This is a genomic window from Luteibacter sp. 329MFSha, from assembly GCF_900111665.1.
GTDB lineage: Bacteria > Pseudomonadota > Gammaproteobacteria > Xanthomonadales > Rhodanobacteraceae > Luteibacter.
In genome coordinates, this window is sequence record NZ_FOJE01000001.1 from 2,073,849 (window position 1) to 2,094,927 (window position 21,079).

The 21,079-nt window shown below is 68.3% G+C and carries 11 protein-coding genes; all 11 read right to left on the reverse strand.

Annotated elements, in window-relative coordinates; genetic code table 11:
* Nucleotides 1–173: 173 nt before the first annotated feature.
* The 11 genes from BMW54_RS09360 to leuS all read right to left on the reverse strand — a co-directional run bounded on the left by BMW54_RS09360 (nt 174) and on the right by leuS (nt 21,064).
* Nucleotides 174–7,034, reverse strand: coding sequence for a beta-1,3-glucanase family protein (locus BMW54_RS09360; RefSeq protein ID WP_254779272.1), 6,861 nt, complete (start codon nt 7,032–7,034; stop codon nt 174–176).
* 461 nt (nt 7,035–7,495) lie between these two features.
* On the reverse strand, nt 7,496–8,935 hold the full coding sequence (gene tldD, locus BMW54_RS09365; RefSeq protein WP_090054850.1) for a metalloprotease TldD: 1,440 nt from the start codon (nt 8,933–8,935) through the stop codon (nt 7,496–7,498).
* 200 nt (nt 8,936–9,135) lie between these two features.
* Nucleotides 9,136–13,002, reverse strand: a complete 3,867-nt coding sequence (locus tag BMW54_RS09370; protein WP_090054856.1) for a YhdP family protein — start codon at nt 13,000–13,002, stop codon at nt 9,136–9,138.
* A 30-nt stretch (nt 13,003–13,032) separates the two neighbouring features.
* Complete coding sequence (gene rng / locus BMW54_RS09375) at nt 13,033–14,520, reverse strand: ribonuclease G (protein ID WP_090054857.1); 1,488 nt, start codon at nt 14,518–14,520, stop codon at nt 13,033–13,035.
* A 54-nt stretch (nt 14,521–14,574) separates the two neighbouring features.
* On the reverse strand, nt 14,575–15,132 hold the full coding sequence (locus BMW54_RS09380) for a Maf family protein (protein WP_090054858.1): 558 nt from the start codon (nt 15,130–15,132) through the stop codon (nt 14,575–14,577).
* A gap of 10 nt (nt 15,133–15,142) precedes the next feature.
* Nucleotides 15,143–15,613: a 23S rRNA (pseudouridine(1915)-N(3))-methyltransferase RlmH gene (gene rlmH / locus BMW54_RS09385; RefSeq protein ID WP_090054859.1), complete on the reverse strand. Its 471-nt coding sequence runs from the start codon at nt 15,611–15,613 to the stop codon at nt 15,143–15,145.
* A 7-nt stretch (nt 15,614–15,620) separates the two neighbouring features.
* On the reverse strand, nt 15,621–15,956 hold the full coding sequence (gene rsfS, locus BMW54_RS09390; RefSeq protein ID WP_254779274.1) for a ribosome silencing factor: 336 nt from the start codon (nt 15,954–15,956) through the stop codon (nt 15,621–15,623).
* 150 nt (nt 15,957–16,106) lie between these two features.
* Entirely contained in the window at nt 16,107–16,748 is a 642-nt protein-coding gene (gene nadD / locus BMW54_RS09395) for a nicotinate-nucleotide adenylyltransferase (RefSeq protein ID WP_090054869.1), read from the reverse strand.
* On the reverse strand, nt 16,745–17,755 hold the full coding sequence (gene holA, locus BMW54_RS09400; RefSeq protein WP_090054871.1) for a DNA polymerase III subunit delta: 1,011 nt from the start codon (nt 17,753–17,755) through the stop codon (nt 16,745–16,747). The genes nadD and holA overlap by 4 nt, the downstream gene beginning before the upstream one ends.
* Nucleotides 17,756–17,768: 13 nt before the next feature.
* Nucleotides 17,769–18,320 (reverse strand): LPS-assembly lipoprotein LptE, encoded by a 552-nt coding sequence (gene lptE / locus BMW54_RS09405; RefSeq protein WP_090054872.1) that lies wholly within the window; start codon nt 18,318–18,320, stop codon nt 17,769–17,771.
* Between the two features lie 2 nt (nt 18,321–18,322).
* On the reverse strand, nt 18,323–21,064 hold the full coding sequence (leuS, locus tag BMW54_RS09410; RefSeq protein ID WP_090054874.1) for a leucine--tRNA ligase: 2,742 nt from the start codon (nt 21,062–21,064) through the stop codon (nt 18,323–18,325).
* Nucleotides 21,065–21,079: the final 15 nt, after the last annotated feature.

A 21,079-nucleotide genomic window follows, 5' to 3' on the forward strand; every position in this document is an offset into this window, starting at 1 on the left:
CGATCGCATCGGCGATCCCGCGGCAGCGGGCACACTCGCGACACCCCACCCGCTTCGCGGGTATCGCCGATGCGATCGGCTCCCACCCTTCGGTAGCAACGCCTCGCTCGCCGGGCAAAGAAAAAGGGCGGTGGATTTCTCCACCGCCCTTTCTTCTTCACCGTGTTACCGGCTTACCAACCGATCCCGAGTTCGAGATGCTCCGGCTGGGTCTCGATCAGCGTCGAGCTCTGGTCCGAAACATCGTCGTACGCGAAGCCGTACGCCTTGCCGTTCACACCGTGCAGGTGCCAGAAGCGCGAATAGTAGTTCGCCGGCGACTGCTGGTAGAACGCGCCCGGATCCTTCCAGCTGCTGGTGTCTTCCATGACGTGACGGTTGAACGCGGCGCAGATCTGCGCTTCGAGCTGGCCTTCCACGCCCCACGGATCGTGCGAGCGGGCGAGCTGGTCCTTGCCTTCGAGCACGGCCTGCGTGGTCGGCTTTTCCACCTTGAAGAGCATGCCTTCCGCCTCGTCCGGCTCCTTCGTCTGCGCCCAGTTGGTGTGGACGAAGGTCAGCACGCCGTCCACGACGGTGCCTTCGAACTGCTTGGCGCCGATCGTCATCTGCAGCACGTGGTTCTCGTAATACGCCCACGACTGGTCGATGTACGCGTCGAAGTAGTGCTCCTGCGGCTTGCCGGCGTCGAACGCGGCCTTGCCCGGTGCCAGGATCCGGATCGGATCGGCTTCGGCCAGCTGGAACTCGGCCGGAACCTCCTGGTTGTACTGGGCGAAGATCTGCGCACGCGTCTGCGTGATGCCCGACGACTCGTGCCTGGACTTGTCGCCGCCGAACACATCGAGCGACAGCGGGATCGAGAACTGATCGACCTGCGTCGTGTTGATGAAGATGGCGTTGTCGTTCCAGGTGAACTCGTACCAGTCGTAGTACACACCGATGTTCGGGTCGGTGGCGTTGAGCGGGTTGGGGCCCGCGAAGCCGATCGAACCGTCGGCGGCCTTCAGGATCTTGATGTACATCGGTTCACCGACCGAGACGAAGATCCGCCCCGAATCCATCTTCGGCAGCTTGAGCAGCTTGGCCTGCGCGAGCGTGAAGAAGTAGTTCGAGTAGTTCTGACCGTTCTTGGTGAGATGACCGGTGGCATCGTTGTCGGTCTCCGAAGCGGCGATCAACGTGCCGTCCGGCTTGACCCACGAGAACACCTTCGACGCCGGGTCGCGGCCGATGACGGCCACGAAGATCTGGTCGTCGCGCCACTTGCCGTTCGTCGTGTTGCGCAGCTGCGTGCCGATGTAGCCCGGATACGTCACATAGTCGAAGCCCTGTGCCGGATCGTTGGCGCCCGGGTTGCCCGGCTGCGTGCCGGTGTCGCCGTCGCCGCTGGCGGCATACACGCCCATCTCCCACAGCGAATAGCCGTAGGCGCTGGAGCGCTTCAGGCCCTGCATGCGCACGTACCGCGCCGAGACCGCCGGGAAGGTGACGGTTTCGATACCGCCCTGGCTGTTCTCCTCGTCGTACGCGACGTTCCAGGTCTTGCCGTCGATCGACACGTCGATGCGGTAGGCGAGCGCATGCGCGTTCTCCCACGAGAGCACCACCTTGCCGATCGTCTTCACCGAACCCAGGTCGACCTGGATCCACTGGTCGTCGCTGAACGCGGACGACCAGCGCGAGCCGCCGTCGCCGTCGTTGGCGTTGTCCGCCTTGAACGCCACGGCGTTCTCGGTATCGGACGCGACCACCGCACGCTTGAGCGCGAGGTTGCCGGTGGACGGCACGGCGTGGTCCGGCTGCTGCGGTTCGCCCGCATCCTGGTCGCCCTTCTCGGGCTGCTGCGGCGCGGCCGCCTGGTACACCTCGAACTCCCACAACGAATTGCCGTAGTCCGTGGTGCGGGCCGTGCTGTTCATGCGGACGAAACGGGCCGTCTGCACGGCGAACGTCTGCGTATCGACGCCGCCCTTGCCCGTGATCGGGCCGGCCACGGTCTGCCACGATTCGCCGTCGTTGGACACATCGATCGTGTACTTCGCCGACGCGGCGTTCTCCCAGCGCATGATCACGTGGTCGAACGTCTTCGCCGTGCCGAAGTCGACGACGAGGTCGGTCGGATCGACCTTGCCCTTCGAGCTCCAGCGCGTGTCGAACTTGCCGTCGGTGGCCATGGACGCGTCCAGGTCACCACGTTCCGGATCGACATGCGACGTCGTCTTCGCGCCGAGGGCGATGTTCACGCCGCCCTTGCCGTCGCCGGGCGTGCCCGGGCTCGGCGGGTTGCCACCGCCATTGTCGCCGCCGTTGTCGCCGTCGCCGGGCTGGCCCGGCTGCTGCGCGACGGGCGCACCGAACACCGGGTCGAAACCGGCGTCGCTGTTGTCGACCGTGAGGAACGTGTCGTCGCTGGTGGTCGACAGGCCCTGGGCGCTGACGACCTTCACGCGCAGACGCGCGCCGTTGTTGGCCGTGACGAGCGCCGGCGTCGCATAGGTGCCGTCGGCGGTGCTCGAGAGCAGCGTTTCGACGTCGAGGCCGTCGGCGTCCTTACTCACGTTGTACCAGTCGTACGAGAGCGGACCCACGCCCGACGCCGTCACGGCGAAGTGCGCCGAACGACCCACGCCCGCCTTCTGGTTCGTGGGCTGCGCGGTGATCGCCGGAGCGACGACCTTCGTGCCCTTCACGCAGAGGACGTGGCCCGGGTTGTTCTCCGCGACGGCACGGCTCTTCACGCCGAGCGAGCTGACCACGAACGCGTACGTCGCATCCGTCGGGTCCTTGCCTTCGGTCCAGGTCGTCCAGGCGCCCGGGAACGCGGCGGTGGAGTAGTTCTGGCCGCTGATGGCCAGCGCTTCCGCCACGGTCGGAAGGCGCATGCTGTCCTTCGCGCACTCGGTGATGGCGACCGACTGCGTGAACTGCGCGCCCTGGTCCTGGTAGCCACGCTGCACGCGGTCCCAGACCAGCCCACTGAGCGTATCGGTCACGAACTTCGAGCCGGACGTGGTGGTGTAGCGTTCGCTCGCGCCGCAGCAACCGGCCGAGTTGTACACCTCGAACTCGTACAGCGAATAGCCGTAGTCGGTCGAGCGCTTGACGCCCTGCATGCGGACATAGCGACCGGTGACCGGCGCCTCGAACGTGACGTCCTCGGTGCCGCCGACGCTCGCCGTGTTGTGGTACGCGTCCTTGAAACCCGAGTCCGGGTTGTCCGAATACTGGATCTTGTACTCGGTCGCGTGCGCGTTCTCCCACTTCAGCACCACGCGGTTGAACGTGCGCGAGCTGCCCAGGTCGACGGTGATGTACGCGTCGTCGACCTTCTGCTTCGAGGCCCAGCGCGTCGTGGCGTCGCCGTCGACGGCCGCCCATGCCGGCGTGCCCTGCACGTTCTCCACTTCCGTGGACAGCGTCTGCTTCTGGCGGGCGAGGTTCGCGCCCGGCGGAGCCAGGGTGAGCTTCGCCGTCGCCGTCACGGTAGCGCCGTCGACGATGTTGGAGACCGTCACGCTGTACGAACCGACATCGGACAGCTGCACCGCGCCGATGGTCAGCGTGGGCAGGTCGTCGCCGACCGGCTGGCCGTCGTGCGACCACTTGTAGTGGTACGGCGTGGTACCCGCCACGATGTTCGACGCGTCGAACGTCGCCGGCTGGCCCGGGTTGGCGCGAACGTCGGCCAGGTTACCGGTGAGGACCGGCGGACGGGCGGCGTTGACGGTCAGCGTCGCCACGTTCGACTTCTGCTGGCTGTTCGAGTTGCTCACGAGCACTTCGAACTTCTTCGCATTGTCGGCCGTGGAGAGCGTACCCGTCTCGTAGCTCGTCGAGGTGGCGTTGGGAATCGCGACGCCATCGACGTACCACTGGTACTTCACCTTCGGCGAACCGGAGGCCGTCACGGCGAAGCGTGCCGACTGGCCGGCGTCGACGTTCTGCGACGCGGGCTGCGCCGAGATGACCACCGGCGAGAACGCGAACACGCCAAGGCGGGCCGGCGTCGACTCCTGGTCCGGACCCTGGCCATGCACCACCACGGTATAGACCGCGCCGTTGTCCGCGAGCGTGGTCGCCGGCGTCGTGTAGCTCGCCGTCGTCGCGCCCGGGATCTCGACGCCGTTCTTCTTCCAGGTGAACGTCAGCGGCGGGGCGCCGGACGCCGTCACGGAGAAGTGACCGGTGTCGCCGACGGTGACGTTGTCGTCGACCGGATTGGCGATGACCGACGGCGGACCGGAGGTCGTCGGCGCCTTCGGCACGGACTGGATGGTGAACGACGTATGGCCCGCGACGAGGCCCGGCGCCGAAGCGCTGACCGTCACGGTACCCGTCGTGAACTTCGTGCGCAGCGCGATCTTCTGCAGGCCGCCTTCGAACTGCAGCTCATGCGAGCCCGGCGAGTGGTACGAGTGGATCGGCTCGGCGATGCCGCCGCCCTGATCCGGCACCTCGCCGGCGCTGTAGTCCACGTACTGCTGCGTGCCGCCGTTGAAGGTCACCAGCGACGCGCCGCTGTCGACGTCGAACGTCACCTTCTGCGATGCCGTCGGCACCCAGTTGCCGTTCTTGTCCACCACGCGCGCGACGATGAAGGCCGCATCGGAACCGTTCGCGGTGATCTGGAAGGCCGAGCCGTCCGGACGGACGATCGGATCCTTCGTGTTCACCACTTCGAGCTCGATGTGGTCGGCGGTGCCCGCCGTGGTCAGCGTATCGGCGACGTCGAGGCCATTGGCGTCCTTGCGGACGTTGCCCACGGTGTCGATGCACTGCGCGACCGCGGTGCCGGCCTGCCACGTCACGTCCCAATGGACCTGGCCCGGCAGCTTCGTCGTCTTCTGCGCGACGTCCGCGCCGACGATGCGACCCGTGCGCGTATCGCGGGGGCCGTTCTCCGCATCCTGCGACACCTTGTCGATGGTGTCCCACGGATTGGGCGTCTGATCGTTGCCCTGCGGCACACCGTTGATCAGCAGACGCACCTTCGGGCAGTTGCTGAACGCGCTGACGGTGATGTTGCCCGTGCGGTTCCAGTGGTTGGCGAGCTTCACTACCGGGCGCAGGTCGTAAGGCACCCACACGGACTGGTAGATGTAATACAGCATGCGCGGGAAACGGTTCGCGTCGGTCATCGACGCGTTGTTTCCACGGGCATTGTGCCGGAACTGCTTGACCGGCGTGCCGTCCGCGTTGTGGTCGATGGCGCCGTTCTTGTACCCGTACACCCAATGGGTATCGTCTTCCAGGCCATCGGCCAGCTCGACGGTCTCACCCGGGGTATCGGCGAAGTACCACTGCGCCATGCCGAACGTGCCGGCCTTGCGGGCCTCCGAATACGGCACGAGGTAGTTCAGCGCGAACGCCAGTTCGAGGTCGTACGAATGACGCAGCACGCCGTCGCCCCAGTACTCCGCGCCCCAGGCGGGCTTGTTCGGCGTGGTCTGGTGCAGGTTGGTCTCGCAACCGGCCTTCGAACAGCTGAGGATGTCGCCGTTCGCCGCGTTCGGCGTGCGGTCGGCCGCGGCGCGCGGCGCGATCGAATCCCAGTTGCGCGCGAGCGTGCGCAGTTCCTGCGCGAACGGCGTATACATCACGCCGTTGTTGTGCTCCCACGCCAGGATCGACGGATGGCTGCGATCGCGGATCACGATGTCGCGATGGACCTCGCGCTTGATCGTCCACATGTTCGCGCACTGCGTGTCGCCGGCCTTGCAGGGATCGGCGAAGCCGTTCTCGCCGTCGCCGCTGGGCTGGACGATGAACACGCCGAGCGCGTCGGCCGCTTCCACGAACTCCGGGCTCGAAGGCGAGTGGCCCGGGCGCCAAAGGTTACCGCCCGCCGCCGCCAGGTCGCGCAGATCGCGCCACTGCTGCTCTTCCGGCACGGACGAGCCGAGGCCGGGATAGTCGTAACGGCCGGAGCCGCCCCAGGTGTACTGCTTCTTGCCGTTGACGTACGGGAAATCCTTGTCCCAGGTGATCGTGCGGATGCCGAGCGTGCTCTGCTTCGCATCCACCACCGTGCCGTCGATGCTCACCGTGTGGAGCACCTTGTACATGTACGGCTTGCCGTCGAGGCTGTTGTTCGGATACCAGAGCGTCGGGTTGTTGACCGTCAGCGTCTCGTCGAACACGGGCTTCTCGTCGCCGGGAATCACGTGCGGGGCGAGGGTCGCCTGCTTCTGGTCCGTCGCCACCACGTTGCCGTTGGCGTCGACGATCTGCGTGGTCAGCGTCACTTCCTGCGCCGCCGCCGTCTCGTTGACGACGTTGGTCTGCACGCGGATCGTGGCCTGCTTGTGGTCGGCGCTGATCGCCTGCGTGCCGACGTACGTGCCCCAGGTGTTCTGACCCGCGTACACGTTTTCCGGGATGTGCACGAAATTCGTTACGTGCAGCTTCACCGGGCGGAAGATACCCGACTCGGCCTGGCCGAAGCGGAAGGAGCCCGAGAAGCCGGGATCCTCGAAGAAGCCGCCACCGCGGGCGACCTTGACCGCCAGGACGTCGGTGCCGTCGAACTTCAGGAACGGCGTCAGGTCGACGATGTGCGGCACGAAGCCGATCACGTGCGTCGCCTGCGCGTCGACCTGGCCCGCCTGGTTCAGCACGCCGGTACCGGGGATGAAGCGTCCGTTGATGTACACGCGGTCGCCCGTGTGCGCACCCTCGAACTCCACCATCACCTTCTTGCCGCGGTAGGACGCGGAGTCGGCGAGCGTGGTGCGATACCAGCTGGTCTCGCCGTCCAGGCTGCCCTGGCCACCGCCGGATTCCTGGTTGATGAAGGTGGTGAAATCGTTCGCCGCGTGCGGCAGGCCGACCGTGAGCCACTTGCTGTCGTCGAAATTGACGGCTGCGCCATCGTCGCCGTTCGGCAACGGCGCGTAGACCACCGGGTCGTTCGGATTCTTGATCGCCTGTTTGGTGTACTTCCACGGCTGCGCGCCGAGGTTGATGTCCTGGCGGTCCGAAGGCGCGAGCGTGACGGCCTGGGCCGTCGCGGTCACGCCCAGGAACGCCACGGAGAACAAGGCGGACAGCCTCGTTCGCCGCGGACGCGGGGGTGATGCGGGATGTCGCTTCATTGGGTGTAGGTCCCCTGTTTGAGCCACGTTGGTAAGCAGCGACTTTTCGCAGCGCGCACGACGCCGCAAGCCGGCGAACGGGTCGCCGGCGACTTCACGGGTCGTTTCACGATGAGTGGACCGTTCGAACCCGCTACCCCGGGTTTAGCCGTCCATACGCTGTCGGGGCGGATGATCCGCCCAGGCCATGACACCCACAATACTAAAAAGAGGTATTGCTAAGAAATTTCTTGCCACGCGTTCGCGTTCCGTGACGTGGGTCCGCTTTGTCGCCACGCAGCAGGAATGGACAAGACGCCATTCCTTGCGCTGCGGGGTGGGAAGTCGTTACGCGGCGCGCATTTAGCGTCACGCGTCAATTTCGCGACGGCTCCGGCGCACCCGGGCCCCACATGCCGTCAGGCGGCCGTGCCGCCGACCGTCATGCCATCCACGCGCAGGGTCGGCTGACCGACGCCGACCGGCACGCTCTGGCCGTCCTTGCCGCAGACACCCACGCCTTCGTCGAGGGCGAGGTCGTTGCCGATCATCGAGACGCGCGTCAGCACGTCCGGGCCCGAGCCGACGAGCGTCGCGCCCTTCACCGGGCGCGTCACCTTGCCGTCCTCGATCAGGTAGGCCTCGCTCGCGGAGAACACGAACTTGCCGTTCGTGATGTCCACCTGGCCGCCACCGAAGTTCACGGCGTAGAGGCCACGCTTCACCGACCGGATGATTTCCTCGGGTTCGCGATTGCCGGCGAGCATGTAGGTGTTCGTCATGCGCGGCATCGGCAGCTGCGCGAACGATTCGCGCCGGCCGTTGCCGGTCGACTTCACGCCCATCAGGCGGGCGTTGAGCTTGTCCTGCATGTAGCCCTTGAGGATGCCGTTCTCGATGAGCGTGGTGCACTCCGTCGGCGTGCCCTCGTCGTCGATGCTGAGCGAACCGCGCCGACCCGGCAGCGTGCCGTCGTCCACGACCGTGACGCCCTCCGCCGCCACACGCTGGCCGATGCGGCCGGCGAACGCCGAGCTGCCCTTGCGGTTGAAGTCGCCTTCCAGGCCGTGCCCGATGGCCTCGTGCAGGAGCACGCCAGGCCAGCCGGGCCCGAGGACCACGGTCATGCTGCCCGCGGGCGCGTCCACGGCGTCGAGGTTGACCAGCGCCTGGCGCACAGCCTCCTCGGCGAACGCGTGCGCGCGGCCGTTCTCGATCAACTCGCGATAGCCGTAGCGGCCGCCGCCGCCCGAATGGCCCTGCTCGCGACGGCCGTTCTGCTCGGCGATCACCTGGACGTTCAGCCGCACGAGCGGACGCACGTCGGCCGCGAGCGTGCCGTCGGAGCCAGCGACGAGGATGGTATCCATCGTCGCCGCGAGGCTGACGACCACCTGCTTCACCCGCGGATCGCGCGAGCGGGCGTAGGCATCCACCTCGCGCAGCAGCGCGATCTTCTCTTCGTTCGGCAGGCTCTCCACCGGATCGATGGCGGGATAGAGGCCACGACCGGTGGCGAGGGAGAGCGGCTTGCCCGCACCCGCCCCGCCCTGCGCGATGGCCCGCGCCGCGCGCGACGCCTCGAGCAGCTGCGGAAGCACGATTTCGTCGGAGTACGAGAAACCGGTCTTCTCGCCCGAGATCGCCCGGACCCCGACGCCCTGCTCGATCGAGTGGCTACCGTCCTTCACGATGCCCTCTTCGAGCACCCACGATTCGCTGCGCGAATGCTGGAAATACAGGTCGGCCGCATCGATCGACGGCCCCATGAGCTGGGAGAACACGCGATCCAGGTCGGTGGAGGCCAGTCCGCCCGGGGTGAGCAGGCGGCGTTCGGCGAGCGAAATCAGGGAATCCATCGGGTCTGCCGGCAACAATTCATGGGAACCCCGAATCTGGGGTCGAAGGCGCCCAGCTTAAACCCTGGGCAGCCGTTTGGCAGGTGCATGACGCCGCCGCCGAGGCACGTCGTTCCCGCGAAAGCGGGAACCCACGGCGAGGTGATCGGCTCTCGCGAGCACCCTTCGCCCGCGAGCGGGCTCCCACATGCTCAGGGTCATCAGCGCAAGGGCGGCGCCGAGGAGGGCGGTCCCTTGTCGATCGGGGTGAATACCGGCTTGTCCCAGGAGCCCGTCACCGAGTAGCGCTTGCGCGCCGCCTGGTTGAGGCCGTGGCCGAGGATGCCCTGGACCGCGAGGCCCGCGGCGGCGCCGACCGGACCGCCGGCGAGCGCGCCGACCACGGGCAGGCTGCTGCCCACGTGTGGCACGACGAGCACCTGCTGGTCGTAGTCGCGCGCCTTGAGGCCGGCGCGGCCGGTGATCGTGATCTCGGCCGCCGGGGCGCGGATCTTGAGGTTCTGCGTCGTGGCGTTGCCGTTGGCGAAACGGAAATCGCCGGTGATGGCATCGAACGCGAATCCCTTGCCGAGCACGTCGCCGAAGTCGAGCGACAGGCGCCGCGGCAGTTCGGTCACCGATACCAGTCCGAACAGGCGCCCGACGCCGGGCTGCACTTCGAGGATGCGTCCGTTGGCGACGTCGACCTTCAGCGTACCGTCCATGTTGGCCAGAGCGAGGGCGGACGGGCCACCTGGCCACGTGGCGTCGAGGTGCGCCTCGGTGCGGCCGCCCTGCAGGATGCCCGCGAACCCGAGGGCGTCCATCATGCGGGCGACGTCCTCGGACACGAAGCCCATGACGAGGTGGGTGCGACTGCGCTTCGCGTCGCCGTTCCAGTCGCCCGTGGCCGTGATCTGCACGTTCTTCGATTGCGCACGGAGCTGGTCGATGTGCATGCCTTCGTCGGTGGGCCACGTCTCGAGGCGCGCCTCGCCAAGCTTCGCCTTGCCCAGCCGCATGTCCGTCACCTGCAGGTGCAGCGGTGGCAGGCTGGCCGGCGCGACGCCGGCTTCGTTCGCATCGACGGGCTTCTTCGTGGCGTCGGGCGTCGCATCCTCGGCCTTCGCGACCGTGGCGGCGGTCGTCGCCGCGGCGCCCGCGGCGGCCTTGCCCTTCTTCGCGGCATCCGCCGCGTCGTCCGCGGCGGGCCACCAGAGGCGATCCATCCGTGCCGTGATGCCACGGCGGCGGAGGTCGTCGTTGGGTACCGTGAGCTGCCCGGCCATGCCGTCGCTGTCGACGCGCAACGCGAGCTCCTGTGGCCCGGGTTTCGCGACGATGTGCATGTTGGCAAAATGCTGGCCGAAGACTTCGCCGTCGTCGGCGGCGACGTCGAGCGACGACAGACCCGGGCCCGTGCCGCCCGTCGAAAGACCGACGACGTACTGCACCCACCCGGACACGTCGAGCTTCGCCGCATGACCGCCGATCAGGTAACCCTGCGCGGGCATCGTGGCGGGTGCCGCGCTGCCGAGATTGAACGCGGCGGCGATCGGTTCCTTGTCGGTCGGAAGACGCAGACGGCCACGGACCACGTCGCCCAGCGCGAGATCGAGCCGCGCGCCGTCGACCGGAATGCCGACGGTCACCGAAAGGGGCGTGGCCACGCTGGCGGCCTTCTTCACCGGCGTGGGCATGGTCAGCTCGACGCCGCGGAGGTCCGAATCGACGCGCAGGGTCTGCGCGGTCTCGTCGCCCTTCCCCGTCTTGCGCAGATCGAACCCGACGCGGAAATTCCCGCGCCCCTTCGCGATGTCGCCGAGCCATTTCAGGCTTTCGTACTCGCCGGTCATCTCGCCGACCGTGAACGCGCCCGACACGGATGCGTCGACGATCGTGGACGGGTCGCCGGTGGCCCCGGCGATCGCGAGGTCGAGCTGCGCCGGCTGTCCGCGGAAAGCCGTCGTGAGACCCTTCGCGCTGAAGCCCGCGCCGTCGAACGTCATCGGCCCGGTGATCCGGTCGAGGCGCAGTTTCCATGCGTCGGCGACGAGGTCGGCGTCCTTGATCGACGCCCTGCCCTGCAGGGTGAACGCCTTCGCGTCCTTCAGGGGCAGCAGGAGATTGAACCCGAACTCGCCGGTGCCGCCGAGCTTCATCTTGTCGATGGCCTCGCGGCTACGGCTCGCCACGGGGCTGTTCTTGATGAAGTCGAGGAAGCTGTTGCCCGTGCCCGCGCCGCTGACCTTCAGGTCGAGCACGCCGTCGGCGAAATCGGGAATCGCGGCGGTCGCCGCGCTCACGGCGTTGCCGAGCGAGTGACCCTCGCTGGCTTCGACGTACATCCCGTTGCCGATGAAGTTCGCGGTGACGGACACGCCTTCGGCGCGTGGCCAGCCGGCGCCGTAGTCGAGCACGAGATCGTCGATCTCGGCGCGCGCCTCGAACCGTCCTTCCTGGTTGCGGAACGGGAAATCGCGCAGGTTGCCGTGGATGAGCGCCGAGCCGCCTTCGATGTGGCCGGACACGAGGCCCCGGTTGAGCCAGTTCTGCGCGCCTTCCGACATCGAATGGATCGGCCAGAACAGCTTGGCGGCCGGGACGTCGCCCTCCCCGAGGGCCACGTAGAGGTCCATGAAAGGACCGGTATCGGCGGCGGGGAGCACGATCTCGCCGCGCGCCTGCCCGCCGTAACCCTCGCCGCGGAAATCGAGCGGATCGACGCCGACGTGCCAGTCGCCGTCTTCCTTGTGCACGGCGATGCTGCCGCCGAGCGAGGACATCACGAACGGCTTGCGGAAGACGCCCGTGGCGTCGATGGTCGTCGCCTGGGTCGGCAGGCTGAGCGCCAGCGCGCCCTGGTCGCCGAAGATCTCGCCCTTCAGCGACGAGATGCCGGGCAGCGTGCCGCTGGCGTCGATGCCGAGGCCGGAGAACGACGCGTGCGCGAACGTCACGCCCTCGTCGGAATTCCAGTCGGCGCGCGCCTGGTCGAATCGCCCGCGCGGCCGCCCTTCGCCGAGCCAGCGCGCCAGCGACGGCGACACGGCCGGCGCCACGCCGCCCCACGGCAGCAGCGGCGCGAGATCGAGGTTGCGCGCGACCAGCGTGCCGCTGCTCTTGTCGCCCGCATGGCGCAGCACGAGCGCGAGATCGCTGCCGTCGGCGCCTGCCCAGTCGATGCGCTCGCCTTCCGGCGTGCGATGCAGATCGACGATGCCGTGCAGTCCGGCGGTCTTCACCGTGCGCGACGGACCGCGCACGGCGAGGTTGTCGAGATCGATCTTCCACGTCGCGCGCACGACCTGGGCATCGCGCCAGTCGAGCCAGGATTCGAAGCGTCCCTTGCCGCCGGCGAGCGCGTAGCCGCCGACATCGAAGTCGCCGGTCAACGCCTTGAAGTCGACGTCGCTACCGTCGACGTAGATGCGCCCGCTCGATCCGTCCTCGGCGAAGCGACCCGCCGCCGTGAGCATGCCGCCGACGTTCTCGCGACGGAGCATCGCGCCGAAGCGGATGGCATGGCCCTGCAGGCTGAGGCGCAGCTGATCCGCGATGAGACCGTAGTGACGCCCGGTCGTGTCGTCGGCGATGTCGAGGTGCAGGTTGCCGAGCCACAGATCGGCGGACAGGTTGCCGAACGACACCTTCTGGGTGCCACCGCCCGCGCCGAAGCCGTCGATGCTCCAGCGGCCATCCGCCGCGCGCCGGAGGCCCAGCCGCAGGTCGCGCAATTGCAGGTTGATGAGGTGGCGGGACGGCAGGACGAACGCGCCGAAATCGAGTTTCACCGCGGCTTGCGGCAGGTGCAGCGCATCGCCGCCCTCGGTCGCGCCGATCGTCACGTCGCGCATCACGAACAACGGGCCCGAGGGCCGCCAGAAGCCTTCCATCAATGCGAAGTGCACGGGGCGCCCGAGCCGCTCGCTGAGCATCGCCGCGACGCGCTCGGGATAGTGCGCGGCGAGGGGCAGCAACAGCTGCCCGAGCGCCATCACCAGCGCGAGCGCGACGAGGACGCTCGCGACGAGTCCAAGACCGAGGAATCGCAGGCGGCGTGCGCGATGGCGCCAGTCCGGACTCACCGGCCCGGCGTCCCGCGACGCGCGCCGGGTTCAGAGCAGAACGACATCGAACTGTTCCTGCGAATAATGCTCTTCCGCCTGGAAGCGGATGCTCTTGGCGATGAATTCCTCGAGCTCGGCGACCGCCGCGGATTCTTCCTCGAGGATCCGACCGACGACCTTCGGACTCGCCATCACGAGGAGTTTCTGCGCGTTGAACTGACGCACGGCGCGCGTGATCTCGCGGAAGATCTCGTAGATGACGGTTTCCGCGGTTTTCAGCGTGCCGCGGCCGCTGCACGCGGGGCAGGGCTCGCACAGCTGGCGTTCCAGGCTTTCCGTCGTGCGCTTGCGCGTCATTTCGACCAGGCCCAACGCGGACATCGGGTACACCGTGGTCTTCGCGTGGTCCTTCGTCAGGCCTTTCTCGAGCATGCGCAGCACCTGCCGCTTGTGCTCGTCGTCGGTCATGTCGATGAAGTCGATGATGATGATGCCGCCGAGGTTGCGCAGCCGCAGCTGACGCGCCGCCGCCTGCGCGGCCTCGAGGTTCGTGCGGTACACGGTTTCCTCGAGGTTGCGGCTGCCGAGGTAGCCGCCCGTGTTGACGTCGATGGTGGTCATCGCTTCGGTCTGGTCCACGATCAGGTAACCGCCGGACTTCAGCGGCACCTCCTTGCGCAGGGCGCGCTGGATCTCGTCCTCCACGCCGTACAGATCGAAGATGGGCCGTTCGCCGGCGTAGTGCTCGATGCGGTCGGACAGCACCGGCATGAACTTCGCCACGAACTTGACGGTTTTCTCGTAGGTCTCGCGTGAATCCACGCGCACCTTCTCGATGCCGTCGTTCAGCGAATCGCGCAGCGAGCGCAACGGGAGCGACAGCTCCTCGTACACGCGCTCGCCCACCTTCGCCTTCTGGATGTTCTCCTGCACGACGCGCCACACCTTGCCCAGGTAGGTCACGTCGAAGGCGAGCGACTCCTCGGACTGGCCTTCCGCGTTCGTGCGCACGATGTAGCCGAGGTGGTTCTCGCCGATGAGCGGATTGATGATGTCCTTCAGCCGCTGGCGCTCGGCCTCCTCCTCGATGCGCACCGAGACGCCGAGCGTGCGCGAATGCGGCAGCAGGACAAGGTAGCGCGAAGGAATCGACAGGTGCGTCGACAGGCGGGCGCCCTTGCTCCCGATGGGATCCTTCACCACCTGCACGACGATTTCCTGGCCTTCGTGGACCAGCTCCGAAATCGGCGGCACCGGACCGTGCCCGTTCGACTTGCCTTCGCCCGGCGCGTCGGTGGGAGGCAGCGAAGGCCGCACGATGTCCGAGGCGTGCAGGAACGCGGCGCGCTCCAGTCCGATCTCGACGAAGACGGCCTGCATGCCGGGCATCACCCGCTGCACGCGGCCCTTGTAGACGTTGCCCACGTAGCCGCGCTTCTGCGCGCGCTCGACGTGGACTTCCTGGAGCATGCCGTTCTCGACGATCGCGACGCGGGTCTCACGCGGCGTGACATTGATCAGGATTTCCTCGCTCACCGCCGTCCCTTTTCCTTCAGTCATCATGCTTTATAGCCGTGCGCAGACGACCTGTCACTGACCGCGAAGGAGTTCGGACGTTTCGAACAGCGGAAGGCCCATGACACCGGAGTAGCTGCCGGCCAGGTGCGCGACGAAGGCGCCCGCGCGGCCCTGTATGGCGTATGCGCCGGCCTTGCCGGACCATTCGCCGCTCGCGACGTAGTCGGCGATGCGCGATGCGTCGAGCGGCGCGAAGCGCACGCTGGACACCGAAATGGCATGACGCTCGCCCTCCGAATCGACCAGCCAGACGGCGGACACGACACGGTGCTCGCGGCCCGAGAGCCGGCCCAGCATCGCCGCGGCGTCGTCCGCGTCGCGCGGCTTCCCGAACACCTCGTCGCCCAGGATCACTTCGGTGTCCGCGGCCAGCACGCGCGCACCGGATTCCCCCGCGACGCGCGCGAATCCGGCACGCGCCTTGTCCAGCGCGACGCGGACCACGTAGTCGTCCGGCGCTTCGCCCGGCGCGCGAACCTCGGCGACGTCGACGTCCAGCGTGCGGTGCGGCTGCCCGAGCTGGTCGAGGAGCTCGCGGCGGCGAGGCGATTGCGAGGCCAGGTACAGCACGGCGATTCCTTCAGGCGCGGTGATAGGGATGGCCCGCGACGAGCGTCGTGGCGCGGTAGAGCTGCTCGGCGAGGACGAGCCGCACCAGCATGTGCGGCAACGTCAGCGGACCGAGCGACCAGCGCTGGTCGGCTCGCGCGAGGACATCGGGCGCGTGGCCGTCCGGCCCGCCGATGAGGAACGCGAGGTCGCGCCCGTTCATCCGCCACTGCTCCAGCTGCTGGCCCAGGTCCTCGCTCGACCACGAGCGGCCGCGGCCGTCGAGGGCGATGACATGGATATCCCGCGGCAGCGCCGCCAGGATGGCCGCGCCCTCGTCCAGGATCGCCCGTGCGTCGTCGCGGCCCTTGCCGCGAACGCCGGGCTTGATCTCGATCAGTTCGAGGGGCAGCTCGTGCGAGAGGCGTTTGCGATATTCCGCAAACCCTTCGGCCACCCAGGCCGGCATGCGCTCGCCGACGGCAATGAGGCGAGCCCGCATGGCGGGCTCAGTCGTTGGCGGCTTCGGCGCCGTCGTCGCCCACGGTCCACAGGCGCTCGAGGCCGTAGAACTCGCGGATGCGCGGCATCATGACGTGCACGATGATGTCGCCGAGGTCGACCAGCACCCATTCGGCTTCGGTCTGGCCTTCGACGCCGAGCGGCATCACGCCCGCTTCCTTCGCGAACTTGATGACTTCGTCGGCGATGGACTTCACGTGGCGGGCCGAGGTGCCCGACGCGATGAACAGGATGTCGGCGATGGAGGTCTTGCCGCGGACGTCGATTTCCCGGACGTCCTTGGCCTTGAGGTCTTCAAGGGCTGCCACCACGCGCTTGCGCAGGTGCTCGTTGCCGGCGGCGGATTTGGCCTTGCGGGATGCGGTCGAACTCAAGATGGGGAAACCTCGTGCGGCGGAATGCCGGCGTCGCGGCCAGTATAACGCCCGCCCGGGGCGGCGGCGTCAAATGCCGCGGCAGCTACCGAGGATCCGTCAGCGGCCGAGGGCGCGGTACGGCGCCAGCAGCGCCTCGTCGTCGAAGCAGGCCGTGGGGAGGAGGAACCGGGGCTCGCCGCCTGCCGCGAACGCCTCACGAATGGCCGTGGCGGCGATGTCCAGGGGCGTGATCGCGATGTCGACCACGGAGCCCGCGGGCCCGTGGACGCGGTCGGCGCGGCGGCCCTCCACGAATCCGGCAAGTTCGCCGGCTGGCTCGTGCGCGGCGCCGGGCCGCGTCAGCACGCCGACGTGCGCGAAGGTGAAGAGGTCCCGCCACAGGTGCCACGACGCCAGGCCCGCGAAGGCGTCGGCGCCCACCAGCAACACCAGCGGACGATCGGGGCCGATGTCGGCACGCAGGGAGGCCAGCGTGTCCACCGTGTAGGAGGGGCCGTCGCGGTCGAGTTCGCGGGTGTCGAGGGTCAGGCGATCCTGTCCCGCGAGCGCCGCGCGCAGCAGCGCCACGCGACCGGCCGCGTCGGCGACCGGCGGCGGCCGGTGCGGTGGCGTCCGGGCCGGGACGAGGCGCACTTCGGCGTCGAGCGCCTCGGCGGCTTCCCACGCGGCGCGCAGGTGGCCGTGATGGATCGGATCGAAGGTGCCACCCAGGATCGCCAGCGGACGCGGTTCGCTCATGCGAAGGCGGCCGCGGCACGGGGTTCGGCGATGGCCGCGACGAGGCGCTCGGCTTCGAGCCAGGCGTCGCCCTGCTCGCGGCCCTTGGCCATGCGGTCGATGCGCGCGGCACGGGCGAGGCAGGCCATCCAGTGCTCGCGCGGAGCGCGGCGCAGCGCCTTGCGGAACAGTTGCTCGCGCGCGGGCCAGAGTCGCTCGGCCTTGGCCTGCGCGCCGAAATCGCGCGCGTTGGCGAGGCGCATGGCCAGCTGCAGCTGGTTGACCAGCCAGCCCATCAACGCGATGAGTTCGTCGCCCTCGGCCCGCAGTCCGGCCAGGATCCGCAGCGCGCGGCCGCCCTCGCCCGCGAACGCGGCGTCGGTGAGCTTGAACGCGTCGAACCGGGCGCTGTCGGCCACGAGACCTTCGAGCGTCGCGGCATCCAGCCGCTGGTCGCCGGCCAGGACCACGAGCTTGTCGATCTCCTGCGCGGCGGCGAGGAGGTTGCCCTCGACCCGCTCGGCGAGCATCGCGACCGCATCGGGCGTCGCCTTCAGGCCGCGCGACGCGAGGCGGGCGCCGATCCACTGGCCCCACTCGTGCGGCCGCGGGGCGTTGAAGACGACCTGTACGCCGCCCTGGTCGACGGTCTTCGTCCAGGCGGCCTCGTGCTTGCTGCTCCACTCGGTGGCCGTGATCAGCAGCGACGTGTCGGGCGGCGGATCGGCGACGAACGCGGCGATCGCCGCCCCGCCCTCCTTGCCCGCACGGCCGCCCGCGAGGCGCAGGTCGAGCAGGCGCCGGGTCGCGAACAGCGACAATCCCGCCGAGGCGCGGGCGAGATCGTCCCAGTCGAAGCGGCTGTCGGCTTCGAGCACGTCGCGCTCGGTGTAATCGAGCCGCCGGGCCATCGCACGAACGGCGTCGGCAGCTTCCAGGACCAGGAGTTCCTCCCCGGCCAGCAGGTACACCGGCGCCAGACGGTCGCCGGCGAGGTGCTTCTGCCACTGGACGGGATTGAACGGCACGGGTGCTTAAGGGTCAGTTCGACGCGGCGGGCGCCTGCGCGGGCGCGGCCACCGCGGGGTGCGTGCGGGCGGCCTGCAGGCGGAACAGGATCGCCTGGACCATGTCGCCGATGAGGCTGCGCTGCAGCTCTTCGGTCTGGCTGGCGGTGCCGATCGTGTTCTGCGCGTCGTAGCTGAACTCGCGCGACATGTCGACCGACTGCGAGGGAACGATCACGGTGCCGTCGGCCGCCTTGACGTTGAAGTCGACGTGGTAGCGCACGGCGTATTCGGTCACGCGGGCGGTACCGCTCACGGTCAGCGAATCGGTACGGAAGGTGTTGGACGTGATGGCCAGCTCGGACGCGTCGGCGGCCGGCTTGTCGACGACCGTGGCGTCGGAGTTCTCCAGCGCGCGGGTGAGCTCGCGTTCCAGCTTTCCGCCCCCGGACACCGTGAGGTGGATCTTCTTCATGCCCGGCGGCAGGGCCGCGCTCTGCCGCAGATGGAAGCCGCAGGCACTGACCAGCGCCACGACGGAAACGACCGCGGCGATGCGAAGCGAACGAAGGAGGTTCGGGCTCATGGTTATCCTGCGACGATGTTGACGATCTTGCCGGGCACGACGATCACCTTGCGCACGGTCTGGCCTTCCAGCAGGCGGGCCACGTTCGGCTCGGCCCGCGCCATCGCTTCCGCCTCGTCCTTCGAGGCCGTCGCCGGCACCTCGATGGTAGCGCGAAGTTTGCCGTTCACCTGCACCGCGTAGGTCAGCGAGTCGCGGACCAGCGCGGACGGGTCGACCTGCGGCCAGCCGGCGTCCTCCACCAGCGTCTCGCCGTGACCCAGCACCTGCCACAGCGCGTGGGCCATGTGCGGGGTGAACGGGTTGATCAGCTGGACCATGGCCGTGAAGGCCTCCTGCTTCAGGGCGACGCCCTGCGCGCTGGCGTCGTCGAACTTGCCCAGCGCGTTCAGCAGTTCCATCAGCGAGGCGATCGCGGTGTTGAACGACTGCCGGCGGCCGATGTCGTCGCCCACCTTCTGGATGGTCTCGTGCAGCTGGCGACGGATCGCCTTGCGCGCCGCGTCGCCGGACGCGTCGTCGGGACCGGGCGTGGACTCGGCATGGGCGGAGACGTCGCGCCACAGGCGGCGCAGGAAGCGCGCCATGCCCTCGACGCCGGCCTCGTTCCATTCCAGCGACTGGTCGGGCGGCGCGGCGAACATCGAGAACAGGCGGACGGTGTCGGCACCGTACTTGGACACCATCGACTGCGGGTCCACGCCGTTGTTCTTCGACTTGGACATCTTCTCGACGCCGCCGATCTCGACCGGCTGGCCATCGGCGCGCAGGACCGCGCCGACGATGCGCGCGCGCTCGTCGCGCTGCACGTCGACATCGGCCGGGTTGAACCACGTGGACGAGCCGTCGGCCTCCTTACGGAAGTACGTCTCGGCGATCACCATGCCCTGGCACAGGAGATTGGTGGCCGGCTCGTCGCTGTCCACGAGCCCTTCGTCGCGCATGAGCTTGTGATAGAAGCGGAAATACAGCAGGTGCAGGATCGCGTGCTCGATGCCGCCGATGTACTGGTCGACGGGCGTCCAGTACTTCGCGCGCTCGTCCACCTGGGCGTTGGCGCCGGGGCTCGTGTAGCGTGCGTAGTACCAGCTCGACTCCATGAAGGTGTCGAACGTGTCGGTTTCCCGCTCGGCCGGGCCGCCGCAGTTCGGGCAGGTGGTCTTGCGCCACTCCGGATCGGCCTTGATCGGCGACTGCACGCCGGAGAACTCGACGTCTTCGGGCAGCACCACCGGCAGCTGGTCTTCCGGCACCGGCACGGCGTCGCACTGCGGGCAGTAGATCACCGGGATCGGACAGCCCCAGTAACGCTGACGGCTGACGCCCCAGTCGCGGATGCGCCAGTTCACGCGACGCTCGCCGCGGCCCATGGCCTCCAGTTTCGCCGCGATCGCGTCGAACGCGCCGCGGAAATCGAGGCCGTCGAACTCGCCGGAGTTGGTCAGCGTGCCGTACTCGGTGTACGCGCCGACCGTCTGGATGTTGGTTTCGAACGTCTTCACCGTCTCGACCGCGGCCGAGGACTGGTAGGCGTCCGACGAACCGCCGTCGAGCGCGTTCTGCACGGTGTCCGTGCCTTCCGCGGCGAGGTCGCGAGTGAGCTCGGCCACGGCGTCGACGACGCCCTGGTCGACCACCACCATGCGAATGGGCAGCGAGTACTTCTGCGCGAATTCCCAGTCGCGCTGGTCGTGACCCGGCACGGCCATGACGGCGCCGGTGCCGTAGCCCATCAGCACGAAGTTGGCGACCCACACGGGCACCTTCTCGCCGGTGAGCGGATGCGTGGCGTCCACGCCCGTGTAGTAGCCGCGCTTGTCCTGCGTTTCGAGCTCGGCTTCGGACACGCCGCCCGCCTTGCACGATTCGATGAACGCGGCGAGGCCCGGGTTGTCGAGCGCCGCGCGCGTCGCGATCGGATGCTCGGCCGCCACCGCCACGTACGACACGCCCATCAGCGTGTCGGGGCGCGTGGTGAACACGGTCACGGGATCGTTACCGCCGTCGACGTCGAAGGTGATCTCCAGGCCTTCCGAGCGACCCAGCCAGTTGCGCTGCATCGTCTTGACCGCGTCCGGCCAGCCCGGCAGCGTGTCGAGGCCGTCGAGGAGCTCCTGCGCGTAGGCCGTGATCTTGAGGAACCACTGCGGGATCTCGCGCTTCTCGACCACCGCGCCCGAACGCCAGCCCCGGCCGTCGATCACCTGTTCGTTGGCGAGCACGGTCTGGTCGACCGGATCCCAGTTCACGACGCTGTTCTTGCGATACACCAGGCCCTTCTTCATCAGCCGGGTGAACATCTGCTGTTCCCAGCGGTAGTACTCGGGCTTGCAGGTGGTGACCTCGCGGGTCCAGTCGTAGGCGAAGCCCATGCGCTTGAGCTGATCGCGCATGTGCTCGATGTTCTTGTACGTCCACTTCGCCGGCGCCGTGCGGTTCTTGATGGCGGCGTTCTCGGCGGGCAGGCCGAAGGCGTCCCAGCCCATCGGCTGCAGGACGTTCCGGCCCTGCTGGCGCTGGAAGCGGCTGATGACGTCGCCGATCGTGTAATTGCGCACGTGGCCCATGTGCAGGGCGCCCGACGGGTAGGGCAGCATCGACAGGCAGTAGTACTTCGGCTTGCCGGCGTCCTCGGTCACCTCGAAGGCGCGGGTGTCGTTCCAGAAGCGCTGGGCGGCCGTCTCGACGACGTCCGGCGCGTAACCGCCCTGCTCGCGCGTGCCCTGATCGTGGGTGTCCTGCATGTTCTCGGTACCAGT